Genomic DNA, 21,076 nt, shown 5'->3' with positions numbered 1-21,076 from the left:
ATGGCCTTAGTGGCCTAGCCCTTGACCGCACCGGCCATCAATCCACGGACGAAATAACGCCCGGAAACGACGTAAACGATCAGTGTCGGAAGGGCCGCAAGCACCGCACCGGCAAAATGCACGTTGTATTCCTTGACCCCGGTTGAGGACGAAACAAGGTTGTTAAGCGCCACCGTCATCGGCATGGAATCAAAATCGGCAAATGATGCCCCAAACAGGAAGTCATTCCAGATATTGGTGAACTGCCAAATTACGGTAACAACAATGATTGGCCCGGAACTGGGCAGAAGAATACGGGTAAAGGTCCGCCAGAACCCCGCCCCATCCATCTTGGCCGCCTTGATCAGCTCATCTGGGAATGCTGCGTAATAATTGCGGAAAAACAACGTAGTAAAGCCAAGCCCATAGACCACATGCACCAAAACCAACCCGCTTGTCGTCCCGGCAATGCCAATCATGCCAAGCACACGCGCCATCGGGATCAGAACGATCTGGAACGGGATAAAGCAGGCAAACAGCATCAAACCAAAGATGATTTTGTCCCCGGGGAAACGCCATTTTGTCAGAACATACCCATTCATTGCGCCAAGAGCGGTTGATATCGCTACGGCAGGCACGACCATCATGATGCTGTTGATGAAATATGGGCTTAGTCCAGTTGGCTCGACCCCGATTTGGGCCTTTGACCATGCGACCAACCACGGTTCAATCGTGAAAGCTTCGGGTAGCGACATCATATTGCCACCACGAATTTCATCCAGTGTCTTGACCGAATTCACCAGCATGACAAATAGCGGCAGCAAGTAATAAACCGCAAACAGGATCAGGACTGAATAAAGAGCTGCGCGTAGAAGCTTATTTGTCCCAAAGGAAGGCTGTCTCGAATGTGACATCAGCGACGCTCCCTGAGTTCGGAATAAAGATAGGGGACAATGATTGATGCAATCATGGCCAACATGATCACAGCCGATGATGCCCCAACCCCCATTTGATTACGGGTAAAGGTATAGGAATACATAAAGGTCGCAGGAAGTTCGGTCGCCCGGCCCGGCCCGCCATTGGTCAACGCAATAACAAGGTCATAGGCCTTGATCGCCAGATGGGCCAAGACCACAAAAGCCGACAAAAACACTGGACGCAATTGCGGGATGACGATCCGTGTATACAGGCTCCATCGACTTGCCCCATCCATCTGGGCGGCTTTAAGGATTTCACTGTCAATGCCGCGTAATCCTGCCAAAAACATTGCCATGACAAACCCAGATGACTGCCACACAGCGGCAATCACCACGGTATAGATCGCCATATTGCGATCCTTGATCCAGTTGAATGTGAAGCTTTCCCATCCCCACAGATGCATGGTGTTTTCAAGACCAAGGCCGGGATCAAGGAACCATTTCCATGCCGTGCCGGTCACGATGAAGGACAACGCCATTGGATACAGATAAATCGGGCGCAAAATGCCTTCGCCACGAATTTTCTGATCCAGCAATATCGCCAGAAGCAGTCCAAGGACCGAGCATATTACGATATAAAGAACGCCAAAAATCGCCAGATTTTGAAGGGCGATTAGCCAATTACGCTGTCCCCAGAGTTTGGCATAATTACCAAACCCTTCAAGATCATAAGAAGGCAGCATCCGGCTGTCAGTCAAAGACAGATAACCGGTGTAAATGATAAATCCGTAAACGAATAAAAGGATCAGAAACAGGCTTGGGCTCAGCACCAGGCGGGGCAGAACTTCCCGCAGGGTTGCTTGTGCCTTGCCGGGCAAGGATGGTTGCATGAAGATGCTCCGCACTTTGTCCGACGGCCGAAAGCGTTATTCCGGCCGCCGGTTTGTCATTTTGGTCTTATTGTGCGGATTCAACCGCATTTACGAGCTCTTCCACAGCAGCAGCACTGTCATATTCGCCGTTGAAATGCGCCGTAATCACGTCATACATCGCGTTTTTGACACCGGCCGGAACCGAGTGGCCATGCGCCATCGACCCAAACAAAGTGCCTTTCTTATTGGCTGCAGCCAATTCAGCCATGCCTTTTTTGCCGCAGGCATCAAAGGCATCGTTTGGCACATCCGTCCGTGCAGGGACGGAACCCTTAACCACGTTGAATGCCGACTGGAAGCTTGGCGACATTACGGCTGATGCCAATTTCATCTGCGCATCCTGACGATCTGCGCCAACTTCAAACATCACAAACTGATCAGAGTTAAACGTCACCGCATCTTGCGTGCCGGGGAAACGGAAGCACATAAAATCAGTATCGGGTACTTTTCCAGCATTCAGGAATTCACCCTTGGCCCAATCGCCCATGAACTGCACGCCGGCTTCTTTATTGATCACCATTGCGGTCGCAAGGTTCCAGTCACGACCCGAGAAATTATCATCAACATAGGTCCGTAATTGTGCCATGCGATCAAACACGGTTTTCATGGTGTCTGATCCCAATGCATCAGAATCGGTATCGATCATCGATGCTTGATAGAAATCCGGACCACCCGTTGCCATCACAACCGCATCAAAAATAGTTGCGTCCTGCCATGCCTGTCCGCCATGAGCCACAGCCGTGTAACCAGCCGCCTTGATTTTATCAAGGGCTGCAATCAGCTCATCCCAGTCGGTCGGCTGTTTCAGGCCAAGCTCGTCAAAGATGGCCTTGTTGGCCCAAACCCAGTTGGTTGAATGCACATTGACCGGGGCTGCGATCCAGTGACCGTCATATTTTGAAAAGCCCTTAAGCGCATCTGGAACGACATCATCCCAGCCTTCCTTTGCGGCCAGTTCATCAAGATTGGCCAGAACGCCTTCGCCTGCCCAGTCCTTGATGTCAAAGCCCAGCATTTGAACGGCTGTTGGCGCATTGCCCGATGTGACGCGTGCGCGCAGAACAGTCATAGCCTGTTCGCCACCACCGCCAGCTACCGGCATGTCATTCCAAGAAACGCCCTGGTCTTCGAGGTCTTTTTTAAGAACCTGAAGCGCCTTTGCTTCGCCACCAGAGGTCCACCAATGCAGGACTTCAACACTTTCCTGCGCAGATGCAATGCTGGTCGAAAGCCCGAGTGCCGCAATCATTCCGATCCCGGCACGTGTCATTTTTCCAAGAAACATGCTGTTTCCTCCCTGTTAGTTTTTTAATTTGGCGGTTAATTACTGCAACGTTACAGTTGACTGTCAAGCTGGACCTGTAACGTTGCAGTACAGCAAAGAGGGAACCGGCGAAAACCAACGGTTGATCATCGCCGCTATTTCGCACCGCAAAACAACCATTCCATGCCTTTGGGAATTAGATTGCAAAAGACTCCGGTCAGCCTTAACCAATTTGCAACGGCTTTTAGTGGAAAACGGGCGTAAGGTTTGCCCTACAAATAATTGAACCAATAACTCTTAAAAAGATTTCGAGCAGATAATTGGCACGCAGCAAAACCAGATCAGGATTGATTGCGGCTTTGGACATCGGAACGTCCAAGGTCTGTTGTTTTATTGCGCGACGCGAAAAAGATCAGCCGCCGAAAGTCATCGGCATCGGACACAATATGTCCAAAGGGCTGCAAAGCGGATCGATCGCAAATATTGACGCTGCACAGGAAGTTGTGCTGGCCGCGGTGAATGCTGCTGAAAAAATGGCCGGGCAAACTATCGAATCGGTGATTGTGAACCTGTCAGGTGGGCGCCCGGAATCGGAAACCCATACGGTTGAGCTCCCGCTTGGTTCCCGCCCGATTGGCAATCTTGAGATCAGAAAGCTGAATGACCAGAAAGAAGCCCTTTTGCGTCAGGCCGGTGATGAATTGATCCACACCGTTCCGCTTGGGTTCCGGCTTGATGGTGCGAATTCGATGAATGATCCGCGCGGCATGTATGGATCTACCCTTGGTCTGGATCTGCACTTTGTCCGCACACAGACAGCGCCACTGCGTAATCTTGGCACCCTTCTGGGCCGTTGCCATCTTGCGATCGAGGAAACCGTTGTCACACCGCTGGCATCGGGTCTTTCGGCCCTGACCCCCGATCAGCGTGAACTTGGCGCAACCGTGATCGACATGGGGGCCGGCACCACCAGTGTTGCGGTGTTTAACGGTGGTCAGGTGATCTATACCACCTCGATCCCGGTCGGTGGTGCGCATGTGACGCGCGACATTGCCTATGGGCTTAATACGTCGCTTAACCATGCTGAACGCATGAAGACGCTGCATGGCAGTGCACTGACATCGCCGTCAGACGATCAGGAAATCCTTGCGGTTCCGATCATTGGTGATGAAGACGAGAATAATTTCAATCATGTGCCGCGCTCGATGCTGATCAACATCATCAAGCCGCGCCTTGAAGAAACCTTTGAGCTGATCCGTGATCAGCTTGAGGAGCATGGCTTATCCCAAATTGGTGGACGCAGCATTGTTCTGACCGGCGGTGCCAGCCAGCTTAATGCCATTGCCGATCTTGCCAATCAGATGTTTGAACGCCCGGCAACCATTGCGCATCCTCACGGGGTATCCGGTTTGGCCGAAGCAACGAGTGGTCCGGCCTTTTCGGCCTGTGCCGGGTTGCTGCTGCGGGCTGTTGAACAGCAAAACGATCCATTAAGCGAAGCCATGGCGAAAATCCGTCAGTCCGGCGGACGCTGGGGTCGTTTCGGGGCCTGGTTCAAGGAAAATTTCTAGTTTCCAAACGTCAAACCCTGCCCAATCTGCGAGAAACAGCGGATTTGAAAAATAAGTGCACTTTTTTGTGCATTTTTTCGAAAACTTTGGTGCTCATTAACACGGCAATAACTCTTTGCCCGCTAAAACGAACTCGGAGGTCTTTGTGCCCGAAGCAATTCTGGCACGCATAAGCGAAGGGAAGGCTTGTGTGATCTTTAAGCTCTAAAGCGCGGAGAGGAAGAGCAAACAATGAGTACAATCAATTTTTCCGTTCCAGAAACGGAAGAAAACCTAAAACCGAAGATCACCGTCATCGGTGTCGGCGGTGCCGGTGGCAACGCCGTTAACAACATGATCTCATCTGAACTTGAAGGGTGCGATTTTGTTGTTGCCAACACCGATTCTCAGGCCCTGAGCCAGAGCAAAGCCACACGTAAGATGCAGCTTGGCCGCAAAATTACGCAAGGTTTGGGTGCAGGTGCACGTCCTGATGCAGGAAGTGCCGCCGCAGAAGAATCCATTGAAGACATTCAGGCCCAGCTTGAAGGTAGCCACATGGTATTCATCACCGCCGGTATGGGCGGTGGTACGGGTACCGGTGCAGCACCGGTCATCGCACGTGCCGCAAAAGAATCCGGCATTCTGACCGTTGGTGTCGTTACCAAGCCGTTCCATTTTGAAGGCACGCGCCGCATGCGCACCGCCGAACAGGGGATCGAGCAACTTCAGCAGTATGTTGATACCCTGATTATCATTCCGAACCAGAACCTGTTCCGGGTCGCGAACGAAAAAACCACCTTTGCAGATGCCTTCCAGATGGCAGACGATGTTCTGCGCAATGGTGTGCGTTCGATTACCGACCTTATGATGGTTCCGGGTCTTGTGAACCTTGATTTTGCCGATATCCGCACGGTTATGAGCGAGATGGGCAAAGCCATGATGGGCACAGGCGAAGCATCCGGCGAGAAACGTGCGCTTGAAGCTGCCGAAGCCGCCATTGCCAATCCGCTTCTGGAAGATGCTTCGATGAAGGGCGCACGTGCTGTCCTTATCAACATCACCGGTGGCATGGATATGGCCCTGTATGAAGTTGACGAAGCCGCGAACCGTATTCGCGAAGAAGTCGCTTCAGAAGCCAACATCATCTTCGGTTCGACCTTCGATCCAACCATCGAAGGTGCCTTGCGGGTTTCCGTGGTTGCAACTGGTATCGACGCCGAAGAAATGCGCCGTCCGCAACCAACCACCGTATCCGTGGCACAGCCAAAAGCAGCCCAGCCAGCCGAAAAACCATCTGTGCCATCCTTTGCACAGCATGGCGCGGGCAATGCAGCGGCCAGTGCTCATGACGGGTCCGCCGACTATGCCGGTGGTGCATCAATTGATCACATCCCGGCAGAACGTTTTGCGGCAACCGGCAGCGCACAGCAGCCGGAAATCAGCCATCAGGCTGAAGCACACGAAACCGGTTCGATTGAAATGGGCCAAACGGTCCTGAAACCGAAACCGGTTCTGCGCGCAAACAAACCGACCGAAAAAACCAACAGCAATGGTGACATGGCCTTTATTCCGCCACGCGCCATGACCCCAAGCGAAGCCAATCAGTCCCATCACAGCCCGGATGTATTCGAAGCAGCAGATGCCCAGAATGCAACCTCGCCGCGTTCGGTTCTGAGCAGCCTGTTTGGCAAAAACAAAACCGTCAAGGACCCGCATCAGCATCAGCATGTGGAACCAAAAGTCTCGCAGCCGCAGGCACCTGCCCCGCGTCAGACTGAAATGCCCCTTGGCGAAGACAGCTCGGCGACCCTCAAGAAGGAGCCCGCTTCCCGGGGCAAGGCGCCTGGCGCGTCTGATGACCTTCTTGAAATTCCGGCCTTCCTTCGTCGTCAGGCCAACTGACCACGATCTCCGCGCACAGAAAGGGAAGGCTTTATTGCCTTCCCTTTTTTTATAGATACCCCGTGCGGGATCGGGCCAACCGCCCCTGCCTGTTACCAAACAGGTTACAACGCCCTGAAAATGTCCTTCTTCCATCAATTAAATATCTGATTTTATTTATTATTTTCTGCATTTCAGATGATTTACAAAGCGTAACAAAGAGTGATTTGTCTGATTGTCACAACGTCGGTAGTGTCTGAAGCTAACGAAGTGAGGGTTGAGGCTCTGCCAAGCACTTCACCAAGATAGATTACAAACTGACTGACCTGATTTGGGGGTTTTTGTGAATAATATTACCGACCTAACTGCTGCCATTGCGCAGACAGGCGCGCACGGTGACGATTTTGTGCGCCAGCGCACATTGAAAGCGTCCATCGGCTGTGCCGGTGTCGGCCTGCATTCCGGTCAGAAAATCCGTATCACGTTGCATCCTGCTTCTGCCAATCATGGCATCGTATTTCGCCGCACGGATCTGGAAGACCAGCCGTTGTTCCCGGCACGTTACGATGGCGTGATCGACACCCGTCTTTGCACCTGCCTTGGCGATGCATCCAAAGGGATCAAAATTGGCACCATCGAACATCTGATGGCCGCCCTTGCCGGATCACGCATTGATAACGTTCTGATCGACATTGATGCCGATGAAGTCCCGGTCATGGATGGCAGTTCCGCACCGTTCAATTTCCTGATCGATTGCGTTGGCATCGAAGAACAGAATGCACCGCGTCAGGTCATCGAAGTTCTGAAACCGATTGAAGTCGAATTTAACGGCTGCACCGCACGAGTTGAACCGGCAGATGGGTTTGAGATCGATTTTGAAATCGATTTCACCAGCAAAGCCATCGCCAATCAGCGCATGAGCGTGAAATTCGATGACGGTGTCTTCGTTGCCGATATTTCGCGTGCCCGTACGTTTGGCTTCCTTCATGAAGTCGAAGCCATGCGTTCAGCCGGTCTGGCCCGTGGTGGCTCACTTGACAATGCCGTTGTACTTTCAGGCGACGAAGTCATGAACGAAGAAGGCCTGCGCTACGAAGACGAGTTTGTCCGCCACAAGATCCTTGATGCGTTGGGCGATCTTTACACCGCTGGCATGCAGCTTCAGGGCAAGGTAACCGCTTATAAATCGGGTCATCACGTCAACAACCTGTTGCTTCAGGCTTTGCTGGCAGATGAAACCGCCTATCAGGTGACCCCGATGCGTAAATCCGCCCTGCATGGCGTGGCCGAACCGGTTCTGGCAACCGCCTGATTGCATCATCTGGCTGTGCCACATATGCATATATCAATTAAAAATGGCGGCCCATCGGGTCGCCTTTTTTGTTGTCTTGAGCATTTTTCATCACGCGGGTCAAAGCAACTGGCGGTTATCAGCAAGAAAAGTCACCAATTGGGCATACAACTACTTGCCCAAGGGCGCCCTTCGCATGATATAGTCCGGCGGATTTTCAAGTGAGTGCGTCACAAGATTCAAGGATAGGTCACAGTGCTTAGTACCGTTCGCGCCAAACACATCATTGCAACCTGCGGCATGGCAATTTTGCTTGCCGCCTGCTCTAGCAATGAGGCGCCGGAATATGTCGAACGTCCGGTTTCCGAACTGTATAACAGTGCGCAAGACCTGCTTGATGCCAAAGAATACCAGAAGGCGGCCGAGGGATTTGATGAAGTCGAACGTCAGCATCCCTATTCGGTATGGGCGACCAAGGCGACATTGATGTCGGCTTATTCGTACTATCAGGACAACAAATATGACGATGCGATCAACGCACTTGATCGTTTCATCTCGTTGCATCCGGCCAACCCGGATGTGCCATATGCCTATTATCTCAAGGCGCTGTCCTATTACGAGCAGATCTCGGACGTTGGTCGCGATCAACAAATGACCCAACACGCAATGGATTCGCTTGATGACGTCATTCGCCGTTTCCCCGACAGCAAATATTCCCGTGATGCCAAGCTGAAAAAAGACCTGACCGTTGACCACCTTGCCGGCAAGGAAATGAGTGTTGGCCGTTACTATCAGGACCGCAAAGAATTTTTGGCGGCGATCAACCGGTTTAAATCGGTGATCCAGACATATCAAACCACCACCCACGTTCCCGAAGCCCTTGCCCGCCTGACCGAATGCTATCTTGCACTCGGGCTTGAAGGCGAAGCAAAGCGCACCGCCTCGGTCCTGGGTCATAACTTCCCGGGCAGTGAGTATTACAGCGAATCCTACAGCCTTCTGGTTGAAGAAGGCGGTGATACGCGCACGGAAGAAAGCTGGTGGGACTCAACAACCCAGTCGATTTCTGATCTGTTCTGATTTTTGTTTTCATAAACAGCGGGCTTCATACAGGTTTCCTTGACATTCGGGGTAAAACAACCCTAGAACACAACAGGAACAAATTGCAGTTACGCCCTGTTTTCAAACATTTTTGACAGCCACCGGCCATGTGAATGCTTTTGATCCAAGGAAGGCATCTGCAACACTTGCAAGGTCGATCGGTATTGGGCACTCTGAAATTACTAATAAGTTTGGCAAAACCTGTCTGCGGCCCCGTTAACAACATCAGTACCCAGAAATGCTTCGACGTCTCAGCATTCGGAATGTAGTCCTAATCGACAAGCTGGATCTTGATTTCCACGACGGGCTTAGCGTCCTGACGGGGGAAACAGGTGCCGGTAAATCCATTCTGCTTGATTCGTTGGGGCTTGCACTTGGTGCGCGCGCCGATAGCGGCCTTGTCCGCCATGGCTGCGACAAATGCAGCGTGACAGCAACCTTTGCCCTGCCGCTTGGTCATCCGGTATTCAGCCTTCTGTCCGAACAAGATATCGATCTGGACGGTGAAGAATTGGTGGTGCGCCGCGTAGTCACCGCCGATGGTCGTTCACGCGCCTATGTCAATGATCAGGCGGTATCGGTCGGGCTTTTGCGCGACGTTGGTGATTATTGCGTTGAAATTCAGGGGCAGTTTGATCAACACGGCCTGCTTGATCCGACCACGCACCGCGCGACCCTTGATGCCCATGGACATCTTGGCAGTCTTGCCATGACGGTGCGCGATCATTGGCGGGCATGGCGCGAAACGCAAAAAGAACTCAACAGCGCACGCGCTCGCATCGACAAGGCCCGCGAAGAAGAAGAATGGCTGCGCCATGCAGTTGACGAGCTTGAAAAGCTTGGCCCGGAAGAGGGCGAAGAAGAACGTCTTGCCGAAGAACGCCAATTCCTGATGCATGGGGAAAAACTGGTTGCGGCATTGAATGATGCGGGCGGAGAACTATCACGCGGCAAGGGTGCTGAAAGTGCGCTTCGTAGTGCGCAACGTTGCCTTGAACGGGAACTCGAAAAGGCCGATGGCCGGTTTGAACCGATCATTGAGGCGCTTGACCGTGCCGCCATCGAACTAGAGGAAGCCAGCCGATCTATTTCGGCAACCTTGGCTGATTTGAACGTCGATACCGGGCATCAGGAAAATGTCGAAGAACGGCTCTTTGCCCTGCGGGCTGCTGCGCGCAAATACAAAGTGCCGGTCGATGGGCTTAATGCCCTGATGAAAGATTTCCGATCCCAGATCAATCAGCTTGAATTTGGTGAAAAAGAACTCACGCGCCTGACGGCTGCTGTGAAAGAGCATCGCGCGGCCTATATCGAAGCCGGACAAAAGCTTCATGCGGCGCGCAAAGAAGCTGCGGCCAAGCTTGATGGCGCGATCAATACCGAACTCCCGCCGCTTCGCATGGAAAAAGCCCGCTTTGTCACCGACATTGCCGAACTTGAAGAAGGCGAATGGGGAATTGACGGTATTGACCGGGTTCAGTTCACGGTTACGACCAACCCCGGAAGCCCGCCCGGAGCCCTTAACAAGATTGCATCCGGTGGTGAACTTTCCCGGTTCCTTTTGGCGCTCAAGGTCGTCCTTGCCCGTGTTTCAGCCGTCCCAAGCCTTGTCTTTGACGAGGTTGATAGCGGCGTTGGCGGGGCAACGGCAGCAGCCATTGGGCAGCGACTTCATCTATTGGCAAAGGAACGCCAAATCCTTGTCATCACCCATAGCCCGCAAGTGGCCGCACGCGGACGCACGCATTTTTACATTGCCAAGCGCGAAACCGACGGCACCATGGTGACCCGTGTTGATGCACTGGTTGATGGTGCACGGCGCGAAGAAATCGCCCGTATGCTGGCCGGTCATGCTGTGACTGCCGAAGCCCGCGCTGCGGCCGATAGTCTGTTAGAACAACCCACTTAAGGACAGCCACCATCCATGGCTGCCCCATTATCGAATACGGAACAAAAAGAATATGAACGCCGACCACGCGTCAAACACATCCGACCTGCCGGAATTGCCCGAGACAAGTACCGAGGCACGCAAACAGCATGCGGAAATTTCCGATCGCATTCGTTCATTTAACCAAGCTTATTACATTAATGACGAACCGCTGGTTCCAGATGCAGAATATGATGCGCTGTTCAATCGTCTGATCGAACTTGAAACACATTACCCAACATTAAAGAAAAACAGCCCAACCCAAGAAGTCGGCGCGGCCCCGGCGGACGGCTTTGCCAAGGTCAAACATGCCCGTCCGATGCTATCGCTTGGCAATGCGTTTTCACGTGAAGATATTGTCGATTTCCTTGCCCGTATTCGCCGCTTCCTGAGCATGACCGCACATAGCCCGGTTGAAGTGGTTGGAGAACCCAAGATTGATGGATTGTCACTGTCGCTACGCTATGAGAACCGCCAACTTGTCACCGCAGCAACTCGTGGCGATGGGTCCGAAGGTGAAGACGTTACCGCAAATGTCGCCCATATCAGCGACATTCCACAAACCTTGCCCGATGATGCGCCCGATGTGGTCGAAATCCGCGGTGAGGTTTATATGGCGCGATCTGCCTTCCATAAACTCAATGAAACGCAGACCGAAGCTGGTGGCAAAACCTTTGCCAATCCGCGCAATGCGGCTGCGGGATCATTGCGCCAACTAGACCCCGCCATCAGTGCCAAACGCCCGCTTCGCTTTTTTGCTTATAGCTTTGGCGAGCTATCTGAAAGCCTTGCGCAGACCCAATGGGATTTCCTGCAAAAGGCCGGTGGGTGGGGCTTTAGCATTAACCCGCTTACCCGCCTTTTGAACGATGCCGATGATATCATGGCGTTCTATGATGAATTGGGCATCCTGCGCCCTGATCTTGATTACGACATTGATGGTATCGTCTATAAGGTCAATGATTTCGAACTTCAGTTGCGGCTTGGCTTTGTCAGCAGATCGCCCCGCTGGGCGATTGCCCATAAATTCCCGGCAGAGAAGGCCCGCACACGTTTAAACGCCATCGAAGTTCAGGTTGGTCGTACAGGCGCACTGACACCGGTTGCCCGTCTGGAACCTGTCACCGTTGGTGGTGTTGTGGTTTCAAACGCAACCCTTCATAACCGCGATGAAATCGAACGCCTTGGTGTGCGTGTTGGTGACATGGTGGTTATTCAGCGGGCCGGTGATGTCATCCCGCAAGTGGTGGAAGTCATCCTTGATGAACGCCCCGACGACACAGTTGAATATCAGTTCCCTGATACCTGCCCGAAATGCGGCAGCCACGCCATGCGCGAAGAAGGCGAAGCCGTCACGCGCTGTACCGGTGGGCTTATCTGCCCGGCACAGGCAGTCGAACGCCTGAAGCATTTCGTATCACGCACAGCCTTTGATATTGACGGGCTCGGCGCAAAAAATGTCGAGGCGTTCTTTGAACTGGGCTGGCTGAAGTCTCCTGGCGATATTTTCCGCCTTGAAAGCGATCATGGCGATGCCATTCGCAAGCTTGAAGGTTGGGGCGAAAAATCCGCGACCAAGCTTTTTGACGGAGTGAATGAACGCCGCACCATCGGCCTTGATCGGTTTATCTATGCCCTTGGCATACGACAGATCGGTCAGGCCACCGCAAAGCTTCTTGCGCGGCATTATGGATCGCTCACGGAATGGCGCAGCGCGATCATTGCCGCCAACGAGGCCGATAGCGATGCTTTGCGCGAATTGATCAATATCGACCAGATCGGACCAGGTGTTGCCAAAGATCTGATTGAATTCATGGCCGAAGATCACAATCTTGAGGTTCTTGATGACCTGCAAGAACTTCTGACCGTCAACGATGTCGAAGCACCCACCGTTTCTGACAACCCGGTGAGTGGTAAAACCGTTGTTTTTACGGGCAAGCTGGAACTGTTTTCTCGTAACGAGGCCAAGGTCAGAGCCGAAAGCCTTGGGGCGAAAGTTGCAGGATCCGTATCAGCAAAAACCGATTATCTGGTTGCAGGACCGGGTGCGGGTTCCAAATTAAAGAAAGCAGAAGAATTAGGTGTTACAGTGCTTGATGAACAAGGTTGGCTTGATCTGATTGCCGCTGAATAGTACGGATCATTTTCGAAAGGGACGCGTGCCGATGGAAGATCTTGGAAGTTTTTTTCACCGCTATGTTGATGCCCATCTCAAGCTGGAAGAAGATGCGCTTGATGAGTTTTATCACTACCCGTCCCTGATCAATGATCTATCCGGCGTGCACGCCATTTCATCGGTGGATGATCTTCATACCTATCATCAATCATTCTTTGAAGAATTGAAAAACGCTGATCTTGCCATGGCGAAATCCATCGTGATCGAACAGCATTCCGCACTTCCGGGCGGTGCGCGTGCGATTGTCTCATTTAGGTTTGGCAACTCGGAAAACAATCTGATTTTTGATTGTGATTATGCGTTTGCGTTACTCAAGCAAGAAGACAAATGGAAAGTCGTCTTTGCCCAGCTTGATGAAATCCGCTTTAGCGATCTTTACTGACCTTAGTTGATCCGCCCCGCCCGTGTGGGAAGCAAGTCAGAATTGCAGGTTAGCCTCAACTAGAATCTATTGCTTATCTCCGGCCTCGACTTCATCATCTTCAGGCACCTCTGCATCCTCGACAGCTCCGAGTATGCTCTCAACAACTTCAGGGGCACTCACAAAATCACGTAATCCATATCCTTGGAAATACTGCACGCCTGCCTTCACAGCAATTTCGATCTGCTCGACGGTTTCACACCGCGTACAAATGATTTTTTCCATCATTTCAGGTGGGAGTTTTGCCAATGCATCATGAAGATCAGTTCCTTCAAGTGGGGAAACATGCACCTTCAAAAACTGGCTTACTCCCGCATCATTTTCCGGCAGATCAGATAATTTCGACACTGAGATTCCATCCAATGCCAGTCCAATCCCTTCGCGATTAAAATCTTCAAGAATACTCTTGCTCCGCGAACTATTTTGTTGCCAAGACGTCAATCCCATCTCAACAGTTAGCTTTTCAAGTCTTTGATAAGGCAATGACTTAATAACTTTGTGGAAATTGTCGCTGACGATCGCAACCGGATTCAAATTAACAAATAACTGTTTTTCCCAAAGCGTTTGATCAACCGAAAGATGCGAAAGAACCCGATTATCGAGCAGCTCGGTAAACCGGGAAAACATCCATGTATCCTGAATGATATGTTTACCTGTGATTTCTTCCATCGCTGCAATTGATACCCACAATTCTTCCCCAAGAATCACAGGTTTCCTGTTTTTTGCCAGCTTCCAAATATGCTGACGCCGTAAATGCATCGACATATCAGCTTGGCCAACGATACGCTCCAGATCAATCAGTTCTGCCAGTTGATCCAGCCCACTTGGTGGTTGCTGATAAAACTCGCGAAATGCCTCAGCACTCGCCCTGCTGCCTCTTAAAAGATATTGGCTACAGCATTGGGCAAATTCCTGCGCATTCCCATCCAGATTGAAGTACCGAACGTCAATTTTTCCGTAGCGGCGCAAAAGAAGAAAATCATTTAAGCGCTTGATAAACCCTTCGACCTCACGGCGCACCACGACAGGAAACATCAACGACGCCGTATTGTTCGACAACAGCTTTGCCGTCAAACCATCAATCTCACTACTCTCGATGTATCGAACAAATGAACAGAAGACGGTTCGACTATCCGCAGCCGGTATTCCCGAAAAATCCAAAACAAGTGAAGCATGATCCGGCTTGTGTAGATCGGCTTTCGCAATACTGTCCAACAGTGCTTTTGGAATTTTATCGTCCATATATAACCTCATCGGTCCATCTTGTGGCAAAGGAGACGATTGGATGCCCCAAGACATTGGCATTCAGGATTTTACGTGTTGCAGATATTCCCCTGATCAGATTCAACATACACCACCACTGGCTGATTATCTGCTACTTTACCGTTCTGGTATTGTTTCCAACTAACAAACATATAGGAATGTCAAAAGTGTGATCATCAACCGGCGTTAAGAAATGCATGTATCATCCACAATATTCTTTCAAGCGAACCTTCATTCCGGCTCAGAAAGGCAACAGGCGATGCACAACAAAAGACATTTCTTCAGCTCCGTCTCACTTGGCTTTGATTTCTGTGCAATTGCGTGTGCAATCCTGATCACTGTCACCATTCCCAACAGTGCTGTCGCAGATCCAGACTTTGATCGCTTGACCGGCCCGGCACGCGCCATTGATCCAGACACACTGGAATTTGGTTTTCGCCGAATTGATTTGTGGGGTGCCGACGCCCTAGAACGGTTTCAAAAATGTCTGATCAACGGGCAAAGTACTGCTTGTGGTGCCGAAGCATGGCAAGTCACCACCAACCTTCTGGTCGCCACCCCAGTCACATGCGAAGTCCGTGGAAAAAATCGCTATCACCGCAACATGGCCGTCTGTCGTAATGCAAATGGCGTTGATATTGGGCAAAGCCTGATCATACGTGGCATGGCCGTTGCCCGCACAGATGAAATGCCTGAATACAGCTCCGTCGAAGACCGTGCCAGACAGGCCCGCACTGGTGTATGGGCAGGACAATTCATTGATCCGTTCGAATGGCGTCAGGGTGAACGACTTCCCGAACACGAAACAAAAGTCCGCACTTGGCAACGTGACACAAACTGATCAGGCCAACACTACCTGCCAGCCACTTACAACTTCGTGTTTGAAGCAAACGGCCGTGCGAGCAACCGACCAAGTCCCGCCAGGCTAAAGCTGTTTTTCAGGGACGCCACCCCAATGGTCACGACGGCAAACCCGATCAATTGCGGCAGTGTCAACATCTCGCCCAACAGCAACCAGGCCGCAAAAAACGTCATTGCCGGCCCAGACAGCGAAATCAGCGATGCCTGCGTCGCCCCGATCCGCCGGATGCCTTCATAAAGCAGGAAGAACGGGATCACGGTGCAAAAGATCGAAATCCCCGCCGTCCACAAAACCCCATCCAGATTAAGGTTCAGCGGCTTTTGCATGATCAGCTGATATAGAACCATCGAAAGCCCGGCCATGGTGTTGACCAAGGCAGCAAAATGCATCGACCCGATGACCGTTATCATCCGCTGCCCGAAATAAAGATAACAGGCATAGGTCAACGCAGAGGCAAAAGCCAACAACGCCCCATACCACAAACCGTCAGACACCTCGCCAAAACCACTTGGGGCAAGAACCATCATCAGGCCAAAATAGGTCACAACAAAACAGACGATTTGCCGCATCGGTGGAAAGCGCCGTTTGTGCAAACCTTCAAGGATCAAGACCACGGCGGGAAAGGTAAACAGCACAATCCGCGAGATGGTGACATCAATCAGCGAAACGGCCGTAAAATCAAACAAGGCAGCGGCAAAAAACAAACCGCCATACAAAGCCCCCCATGCCAGATCGAGCGGCTTCATTTTGCGCTCACCCGGACGGTGTTTGCCAAACCAGAACACCCCGGCCCAAAAGAACGGCATCGCAATCAAAAACCGCAAGAGCAACAAGCCATCCACCGTCATGCCCGTGGCATAGACAAACTTTGCCAGCAAACCCTTCATGGCAAACGCAACTGTTGCCAACAGCACGATCATCAAGGCAGAACCTGCGGGCGTTGCCGCAGGCTGCGATTGGGGCGATGTTGTCATGGTGGTCTCCGATCCTCTCTTTGAGGATATACTCGCCCGTGCCCTGACATTATTCAATTCGAATTAATTGCTAACAGATATCAGTTTTGGCTATATCTGTAGTCAAGACCAACATACATACCGGCGTCAGGGCCTGATTTTATGGATATCAAGCAGCTTAGAAGCTTCGTTCACATTGCTGAACTCGGCAGTCTGTCGCGTGCGGCCGAACGGCTAAACCTGTCACAACCGGCCCTTAGCCGTCAGTTAAACCTGCTTGAAGAAACCCTTGATACCAAGCTTCTGGAACGCACCGGACGCGGAGTGAAACTTACTGAATCGGGTCAGATGTTGGCCGAACGCGCGAGCGTCATTCTGGCCGATCTCGCCCGGTTGGAGGCCGATTTGTCTGCGCGCAGCAGCAAAGTTACCGGCCACGTCCATGTCGGCGTGCCGCCAAGCGCCGGAATTGTCATTACAGGTGCCCTGATTGAACGGCTGCGAGACCACTATCCTGATCTCAACATTTCGGTCTCTGAGGATCTGACGGGCGATGTTCAGGAAGGATTGCTCTCGGGGCGTCTGGATATCGGCATCCTGCATGACGGTATGATTTCGCGCAGCTTGCATGCTGAACCGTTATGGCGCGAAGACCTGTTTCTGATTTCCCACCCGACACAGGTTGGCGAACAGGAAACCGAAATTGCCTATGAAGATGTCCTTTCCCTGCCGCTGATCATGCCGACCAACAAACACGGACTTCGCGCAAAAATGCAAGAAGCCGCCTTCCGCGCCGGGCGCCCGTTAACCCCGGTTGTTGAGGCCGATGCACTGCGCGTTTTGGTCGATCTGGTGCATCGAAATCTGGGACATACTGTACTGCCAAGAAGTTCGCTTGTGATGGAACTTTCAACCGGTCGCTTGCGGGCCCGGCGGATCATAAGCCCGGAATTGTCGCGTAAGGTCATGTTGTCATGGCTGCATGATCGCCCGCTTAGTTCCGGGGCGAAGGCGGTTATCGATACGCTTCGCGATTTGGCGGGAACCTTGCCGATGGCCGAAAAATAGCCTTACAGCGCATATCCAGATACACAAAAGCCCGACCCAAAATCATCGGTCGGGCTTTTGCAAAGATCAGAACGCTGATTCGGCTGATTAGGCCGGTGCCTGTGAATCAGATGATTTCTGCCACAGATTCAAACCACCGTCCGCCGCATATTTATCGATTTCGGCAAGTTCATCTGCACTGAATTCAAGATTATCAAGCGCATCAAGGCTGTTATCAAGCTGCTGAACGTGACGTGCCCCGATCAGGGCCGAGGTGATTTCCGGACGGCGCAGCACCCATGCAATTGCCATCTGCGCCAATGACTGGCCCCGACGTTTGGCAATTTCATTGAGTGCTCTTACACGATTAAGGTTTTCCTCGGTCAGCATTCCGGTCTGGAAAGACCCTTCAAGGGCCGCACGGGATGCTTCGGGCACACCATTCAGGTACTTGTTGGTCAAAAGACCCTGCGCCAATGGCGAGAACGCAATACATCCCATACCAAGTTCCGACAGCGTATCGAGCAAACCATCTTCGACCCAACGGTTCATCATCGAATAGGACGGCTGATGAATGACGCAAGGTGTTCCCAGATCTTTCAGGATCGCGTGCGCCTTACGGGTCATTTCCGGCGAATAGGATGAAATCCCGACATACAAAGCCTTGCCGGATCGCACGATTTGATCAAGGGCACCCATGGTTTCGGCCAATGGTGTATTCGGATCAACCCGATGCGAATAAAAGATATCGACGTAATCAAGCCCCATACGCGTAAGACTTTGATCCAGACTGGAAATCAGATATTTGCGTGATCCCCATTCCCCGAACGGTCCCGGCCACATGCGGTAACCCGCCTTGGTCGAAATGATCAGCTCATCACGGTGTTTTTTCAAATCCTGACCAAGAACCTTGCCGAAGTTTTCTTCGGCCGATCCCGGGGGCGGGCCATAGTTATTGGCCAGATCAAAGTGAAACACACCACGGTCAAAGGCACGGCGGATCATGGCGCGTTGGGTCTCATAGACATCCACGCCGCCGAAATTCTGCCACAGGCCAAGGGTGATTTTCGGCAAGATCAAACCGCTTTGACCACAACGGTTATAGGTTTCGTCGTCATAGCGGTTGGGGTTTGCCATCCACTGTTCTTCGACTTCAGCCATGTCTTCCTCCAGTTATCAGAAGCGGTACTCCGCTTTTATTGAATCGATCCAATGAGCTCTTATTACGTCATTCCATCAGACTTGTCAGTGCCCAATGGGCGAAAAAACCGCCCCGTTTGCCAGGGCGGCTTTCGTTTTTCACATCGCGGCAAAGCCAACCAAAATCAGATACGTTTCTTTTTGATCGGTGCCGTAGCCTTTTGCAGCCATTCAAGGTGATCGTCATCAAGATCATCGGCATACATGCCATAGACCTGCGCATGATAATCGTTGAGCCACTGAAGCTCGTCCGTTGACATCAGTTCAGGGTCAATCAATTTGCGTTCAATCGGCGAGAAGGTAAGCGTCTCGAACCCCAGCATCTTTCGGTCTGCACCAATCGGGGCGTCGATTTCAGTTACCGCAATCAGGTTTTCAATCCGGATACCGTATTCACCTTCCTTATAGAATCCCGGCTCGTTCGACAGGATCATGCCCGGCTTCAGGGCAATCTTGTTTGGTGCTTTGGAAATCCGCTGCGGGCCTTCATGCACGCCAAGATAACTGCCAACCCCGTGCCCGGTGCCATGATCGAAATCAAGCCCGGCTTCCCACAACGGCATCCGCGCCAAGGTGTCAAGCTGCTGGCCCGTGGTGCCAACCGGGAAAATTGCACGTGCCAATGCAATGTGACCTTTCAGAACACGGGTAAACCGATCACGGTGTTCTTGCGATGGATTGCCAATCACTGTGGTCCGGGTGATATCGGTCGTGCCATCAATATACTGGCCGCCGGAATCAACCAGGAAAATCTCGCCGGGTGTCAGGTTGCGGTTGCTTTGCGGTGTGTTGCGATAATGGCAAAGTGCACCATTCGGGCCGCTGCCCGGGATGGTTTCAAAGCTGGAATCACGGAACAATGGATCTTCGGCGCGAAGTGAAAGCAGTTTGTCGGCGGCAACACGTTCATCCATGCTGCCATCTGCCGCATTTTCATCAAGCCATTTGAAATAGCGGATGATCTTTTCGCCGTCACGTTTATGGGCTTTGCGCGATCCTTCAAGTTCCACATCGTTCTTGCATGCTTTGGGAATGGCAACCGGATCACGGCCCACACGAACGGTTGCCCCGGCCTTGGCAAGCTGCATGCGCAACCAGTCACCCGCAGTTGCCTCATCAAGGCGCACAGACTGATTGCCCATCGCCAAAAGGGCTTCGCCCAGTTCGCCCGGCGCACGCAAGGTTGCCTCGTTCGAAAGCCATTCGACCGTCTCGCTGACAAGTTTGCGTTCATCCATAAACAATTCGACCGACGCGTCGCTGTGAATGATCGCATAACCCAGTGCAAGCGGCGTTTGCGACACATCGGCACCGCGAATATTCAACAACCACGCAATGCTGTCCGGCGCAGAAAGGATCGCACTGTCACATGAAATACGCGATAGAAGCCCGGCAATCTGTTCGCGCTTCTCAGCTGTTGATTTACCCGAATATTCCATCGGATGCGGACGTATCGGCCCAAGCGGCATGGCTGGTTGCCCGTGCCACAGGGCATCAATCGGATTGGTATCAATCGCGATCAGTTCCGCCCCGATCCCTTCACAGGCGGCGCGCAGATGGTTGGCCTGCTGAACGGTATGCACCCACGGATCATAGGCCAGTTTCTGCCCCGATTTCAGATTATCATGCAGCCAGCCCACAATCGGCTCATCGACCAGATGACGATATTCAAACTGGTCGCGGCTGACTTCCTGGCGCACTTGAATGGTGTAACGTCCATCAACAAATATTGCAGCCTTGTCTGACAGAACAACAGCGGCACCTGCCGACCCGGTGAAGCCGGTCAGCCATTCCAGACGCTCGGCACGGAGCGGCACACGCTCGCCCTGATGTTCATCGGCACGCGGGACGATAAATCCATCAACACCTTTGGCAGCAAGATAGGTGCGCAGTGATGCGACACGTTCTACCGGATCAAAACCGTCTTCCGCCATCTTGAACAGCGGTTTGCGTTCATCACGTAGCGCCAACAAGGCAGCCTTAAGCTCGTCGTCAGGTGACGTGGTGATCAAGTCAATCCAATCGGCACGGGTATCGCCGTCCGCCGCGGCAAGAACGCCATCGACCAGATCAATGACAGCGCTAACATCCTTGTCGACATTGTTGCGTTCAAGAAGTGCAGCAAGTTGAGCATCACCGGAAATGGCCATGAATATCCTCTTTTAAAATCGTGGGGCAGTTGATCTATGTAAGGGTTATTCCTGATACGGCGCAAGCATCAAAGGCAATCGGGGCACTTTACGCCACTTTTTCATACCGTTACACGTCACATGCGTCAGGCGAATGAATGCGTTGCAAGCTTCGCAATA

16 protein-coding genes are annotated in these 21,076 nt (G+C 52.2%); 9 read left to right on the top strand and 7 right to left on the bottom strand.

Annotated features, from left to right (window positions below):
• Positions 1-14: 14 nt before the first annotated feature.
• The 3 genes from ACQ0MK_RS01065 to ACQ0MK_RS01055 all read right to left on the bottom strand — a co-directional run bounded on the left by ACQ0MK_RS01065 (position 15) and on the right by ACQ0MK_RS01055 (position 3,113).
• Positions 15-893, bottom strand: a complete 879-nt coding sequence (locus tag ACQ0MK_RS01065) for a carbohydrate ABC transporter permease (protein ID WP_430474451.1) — start codon at positions 891-893, stop codon at positions 15-17.
• Positions 893-1,786, bottom strand: a complete 894-nt coding sequence (locus tag ACQ0MK_RS01060) for a carbohydrate ABC transporter permease (RefSeq protein ID WP_430474450.1) — start codon at positions 1,784-1,786, stop codon at positions 893-895. The genes ACQ0MK_RS01065 and ACQ0MK_RS01060 overlap by 1 nt, the downstream gene beginning before the upstream one ends.
• 67 nt (positions 1,787-1,853) lie before the next feature.
• Entirely contained in the window at positions 1,854-3,113 is a 1,260-nt protein-coding gene (locus tag ACQ0MK_RS01055) for an ABC transporter substrate-binding protein (protein ID WP_430474449.1), read from the bottom strand.
• Positions 3,114-3,412: 299 nt separating this feature from the next.
• On the opposite strand from ACQ0MK_RS01055, the gene ftsA reads away from it, so the two are divergent.
• The 7 genes from ftsA to ACQ0MK_RS01020 all read left to right on the top strand — a co-directional run bounded on the left by ftsA (position 3,413) and on the right by ACQ0MK_RS01020 (position 13,403).
• On the top strand, positions 3,413-4,663 hold the full coding sequence (gene ftsA, locus ACQ0MK_RS01050) for a cell division protein FtsA (RefSeq protein WP_350042906.1): 1,251 nt from the start codon (positions 3,413-3,415) through the stop codon (positions 4,661-4,663).
• A 231-nt stretch (positions 4,664-4,894) separates the two neighbouring features.
• Positions 4,895-6,547 (top strand): cell division protein FtsZ, encoded by a 1,653-nt coding sequence (gene ftsZ, locus ACQ0MK_RS01045; protein WP_430474448.1) that lies wholly within the window; start codon positions 4,895-4,897, stop codon positions 6,545-6,547.
• A 322-nt stretch (positions 6,548-6,869) separates the two neighbouring features.
• Positions 6,870-7,838 carry a UDP-3-O-acyl-N-acetylglucosamine deacetylase gene (gene lpxC, locus ACQ0MK_RS01040; RefSeq protein WP_430474447.1) on the top strand — a complete coding sequence of 323 codons (969 nt, stop codon included), beginning with the start codon at positions 6,870-6,872 and terminating at the stop codon, positions 7,836-7,838.
• 279 nt (positions 7,839-8,117) lie between these two features.
• Entirely contained in the window at positions 8,118-8,897 is a 780-nt protein-coding gene (locus ACQ0MK_RS01035) for an outer membrane protein assembly factor BamD (RefSeq protein ID WP_430476062.1), read from the top strand.
• Positions 8,898-9,156: 259 nt separating this feature from the next.
• Positions 9,157-10,827, top strand: coding sequence for a DNA repair protein RecN (gene recN / locus ACQ0MK_RS01030; RefSeq protein WP_430474446.1), 1,671 nt, complete (start codon positions 9,157-9,159; stop codon positions 10,825-10,827).
• A gap of 52 nt (positions 10,828-10,879) precedes the next feature.
• Complete coding sequence (gene ligA / locus ACQ0MK_RS01025) at positions 10,880-12,979, top strand: NAD-dependent DNA ligase LigA (protein WP_430474445.1); 2,100 nt, start codon at positions 10,880-10,882, stop codon at positions 12,977-12,979.
• A gap of 31 nt (positions 12,980-13,010) precedes the next feature.
• A complete protein-coding gene (locus ACQ0MK_RS01020; RefSeq protein ID WP_430474444.1) occupies positions 13,011-13,403 on the top strand; it encodes a hypothetical protein in 393 nt (130 codons plus the stop codon).
• A 66-nt stretch (positions 13,404-13,469) separates the two neighbouring features.
• Here the strand turns inward: ACQ0MK_RS01020 and ACQ0MK_RS01015 are convergent, their stop codons facing one another.
• The gene (locus ACQ0MK_RS01015) at positions 13,470-14,684 is read right to left on the bottom strand and encodes a hypothetical protein (protein ID WP_430474443.1); all 1,215 of its coding nucleotides are present in this window, start codon (positions 14,682-14,684) and stop codon (positions 13,470-13,472) included.
• A 280-nt stretch (positions 14,685-14,964) separates the two neighbouring features.
• On the opposite strand from ACQ0MK_RS01015, the gene ACQ0MK_RS01010 reads away from it, so the two are divergent.
• Positions 14,965-15,546: a thermonuclease family protein gene (locus tag ACQ0MK_RS01010; protein WP_430474442.1), complete on the top strand. Its 582-nt coding sequence runs from the start codon at positions 14,965-14,967 to the stop codon at positions 15,544-15,546.
• 26 nt (positions 15,547-15,572) lie between these two features.
• Here ACQ0MK_RS01010 and ACQ0MK_RS01005 read toward each other — a convergent pair whose 3' ends face one another.
• The gene (locus ACQ0MK_RS01005) at positions 15,573-16,541 is read right to left on the bottom strand and encodes a DMT family transporter (RefSeq protein ID WP_430474441.1); all 969 of its coding nucleotides are present in this window, start codon (positions 16,539-16,541) and stop codon (positions 15,573-15,575) included.
• Between the two features lie 141 nt (positions 16,542-16,682).
• Here ACQ0MK_RS01005 and ACQ0MK_RS01000 point away from each other — a divergent pair, with 141 nt between their 5' ends.
• Positions 16,683-17,588 (top strand): LysR family transcriptional regulator, encoded by a 906-nt coding sequence (locus tag ACQ0MK_RS01000; RefSeq protein WP_430474440.1) that lies wholly within the window; start codon positions 16,683-16,685, stop codon positions 17,586-17,588.
• 87 nt (positions 17,589-17,675) lie between these two features.
• Here the strand turns inward: ACQ0MK_RS01000 and mgrA are convergent, their stop codons facing one another.
• The gene (gene mgrA / locus ACQ0MK_RS00995) at positions 17,676-18,728 is read right to left on the bottom strand and encodes an L-glyceraldehyde 3-phosphate reductase (protein ID WP_430474439.1); all 1,053 of its coding nucleotides are present in this window, start codon (positions 18,726-18,728) and stop codon (positions 17,676-17,678) included.
• Positions 18,729-18,892: 164 nt separating this feature from the next.
• Entirely contained in the window at positions 18,893-20,917 is a 2,025-nt protein-coding gene (locus tag ACQ0MK_RS00990) for an aminopeptidase P family protein (RefSeq protein WP_430474438.1), read from the bottom strand.
• Between the last annotated feature and the right edge of the window lie 159 nt (positions 20,918-21,076).

Origin of the sequence: Thalassospira lucentensis, from assembly GCF_050516545.1 — a bacterium.
Lineage (GTDB): Bacteria > Pseudomonadota > Alphaproteobacteria > Rhodospirillales > Thalassospiraceae > Thalassospira > Thalassospira lucentensis_C.
Note: the sequence above shows the minus strand (reverse complement) of the source record. Positions and strands in the feature narration are given on the sequence as shown.

What these genes read in the sequence shown, in the direction of transcription:
- ACQ0MK_RS01020 (WP_430474444.1), top strand. Translation starts at nt 13,011, where the DNA reads ATGGAAGATCTTGGAAGTTTTTTTCACCGCTATGTTGATGCCCATCTC.
- ftsZ (WP_430474448.1), top strand. Translation starts at nt 4,895, where the DNA reads ATGAGTACAATCAATTTTTCCGTTCCAGAAACGGAAGAAAACCTAAAA.
- ligA (WP_430474445.1), top strand. Translation starts at nt 10,880, where the DNA reads ATGAACGCCGACCACGCGTCAAACACATCCGACCTGCCGGAATTGCCC.
- ACQ0MK_RS01065 (WP_430474451.1), bottom strand. Translation starts at nt 893, where the DNA reads ATGTCACATTCGAGACAGCCTTCCTTTGGGACAAATAAGCTTCTACGC.
- ACQ0MK_RS01055 (WP_430474449.1), bottom strand. Translation starts at nt 3,113, where the DNA reads ATGTTTCTTGGAAAAATGACACGTGCCGGGATCGGAATGATTGCGGCA.
- ACQ0MK_RS01005 (WP_430474441.1), bottom strand. Translation starts at nt 16,541, where the DNA reads ATGACAACATCGCCCCAATCGCAGCCTGCGGCAACGCCCGCAGGTTCT.
- ACQ0MK_RS01060 (WP_430474450.1), bottom strand. Translation starts at nt 1,786, where the DNA reads ATGCAACCATCCTTGCCCGGCAAGGCACAAGCAACCCTGCGGGAAGTT.
- mgrA (WP_430474439.1), bottom strand. Translation starts at nt 18,728, where the DNA reads ATGGCTGAAGTCGAAGAACAGTGGATGGCAAACCCCAACCGCTATGAC.
- ACQ0MK_RS01035 (WP_430476062.1), top strand. Translation starts at nt 8,118, where the DNA reads ATGGCAATTTTGCTTGCCGCCTGCTCTAGCAATGAGGCGCCGGAATAT.
- ACQ0MK_RS01015 (WP_430474443.1), bottom strand. Translation starts at nt 14,684, where the DNA reads ATGGACGATAAAATTCCAAAAGCACTGTTGGACAGTATTGCGAAAGCC.
- ACQ0MK_RS01000 (WP_430474440.1), top strand. Translation starts at nt 16,683, where the DNA reads ATGGATATCAAGCAGCTTAGAAGCTTCGTTCACATTGCTGAACTCGGC.
- ACQ0MK_RS00990 (WP_430474438.1), bottom strand. Translation starts at nt 20,917, where the DNA reads ATGGCCATTTCCGGTGATGCTCAACTTGCTGCACTTCTTGAACGCAAC.
- ACQ0MK_RS01010 (WP_430474442.1), top strand. Translation starts at nt 14,965, where the DNA reads ATGCACAACAAAAGACATTTCTTCAGCTCCGTCTCACTTGGCTTTGAT.
- recN (WP_430474446.1), top strand. Translation starts at nt 9,157, where the DNA reads ATGCTTCGACGTCTCAGCATTCGGAATGTAGTCCTAATCGACAAGCTG.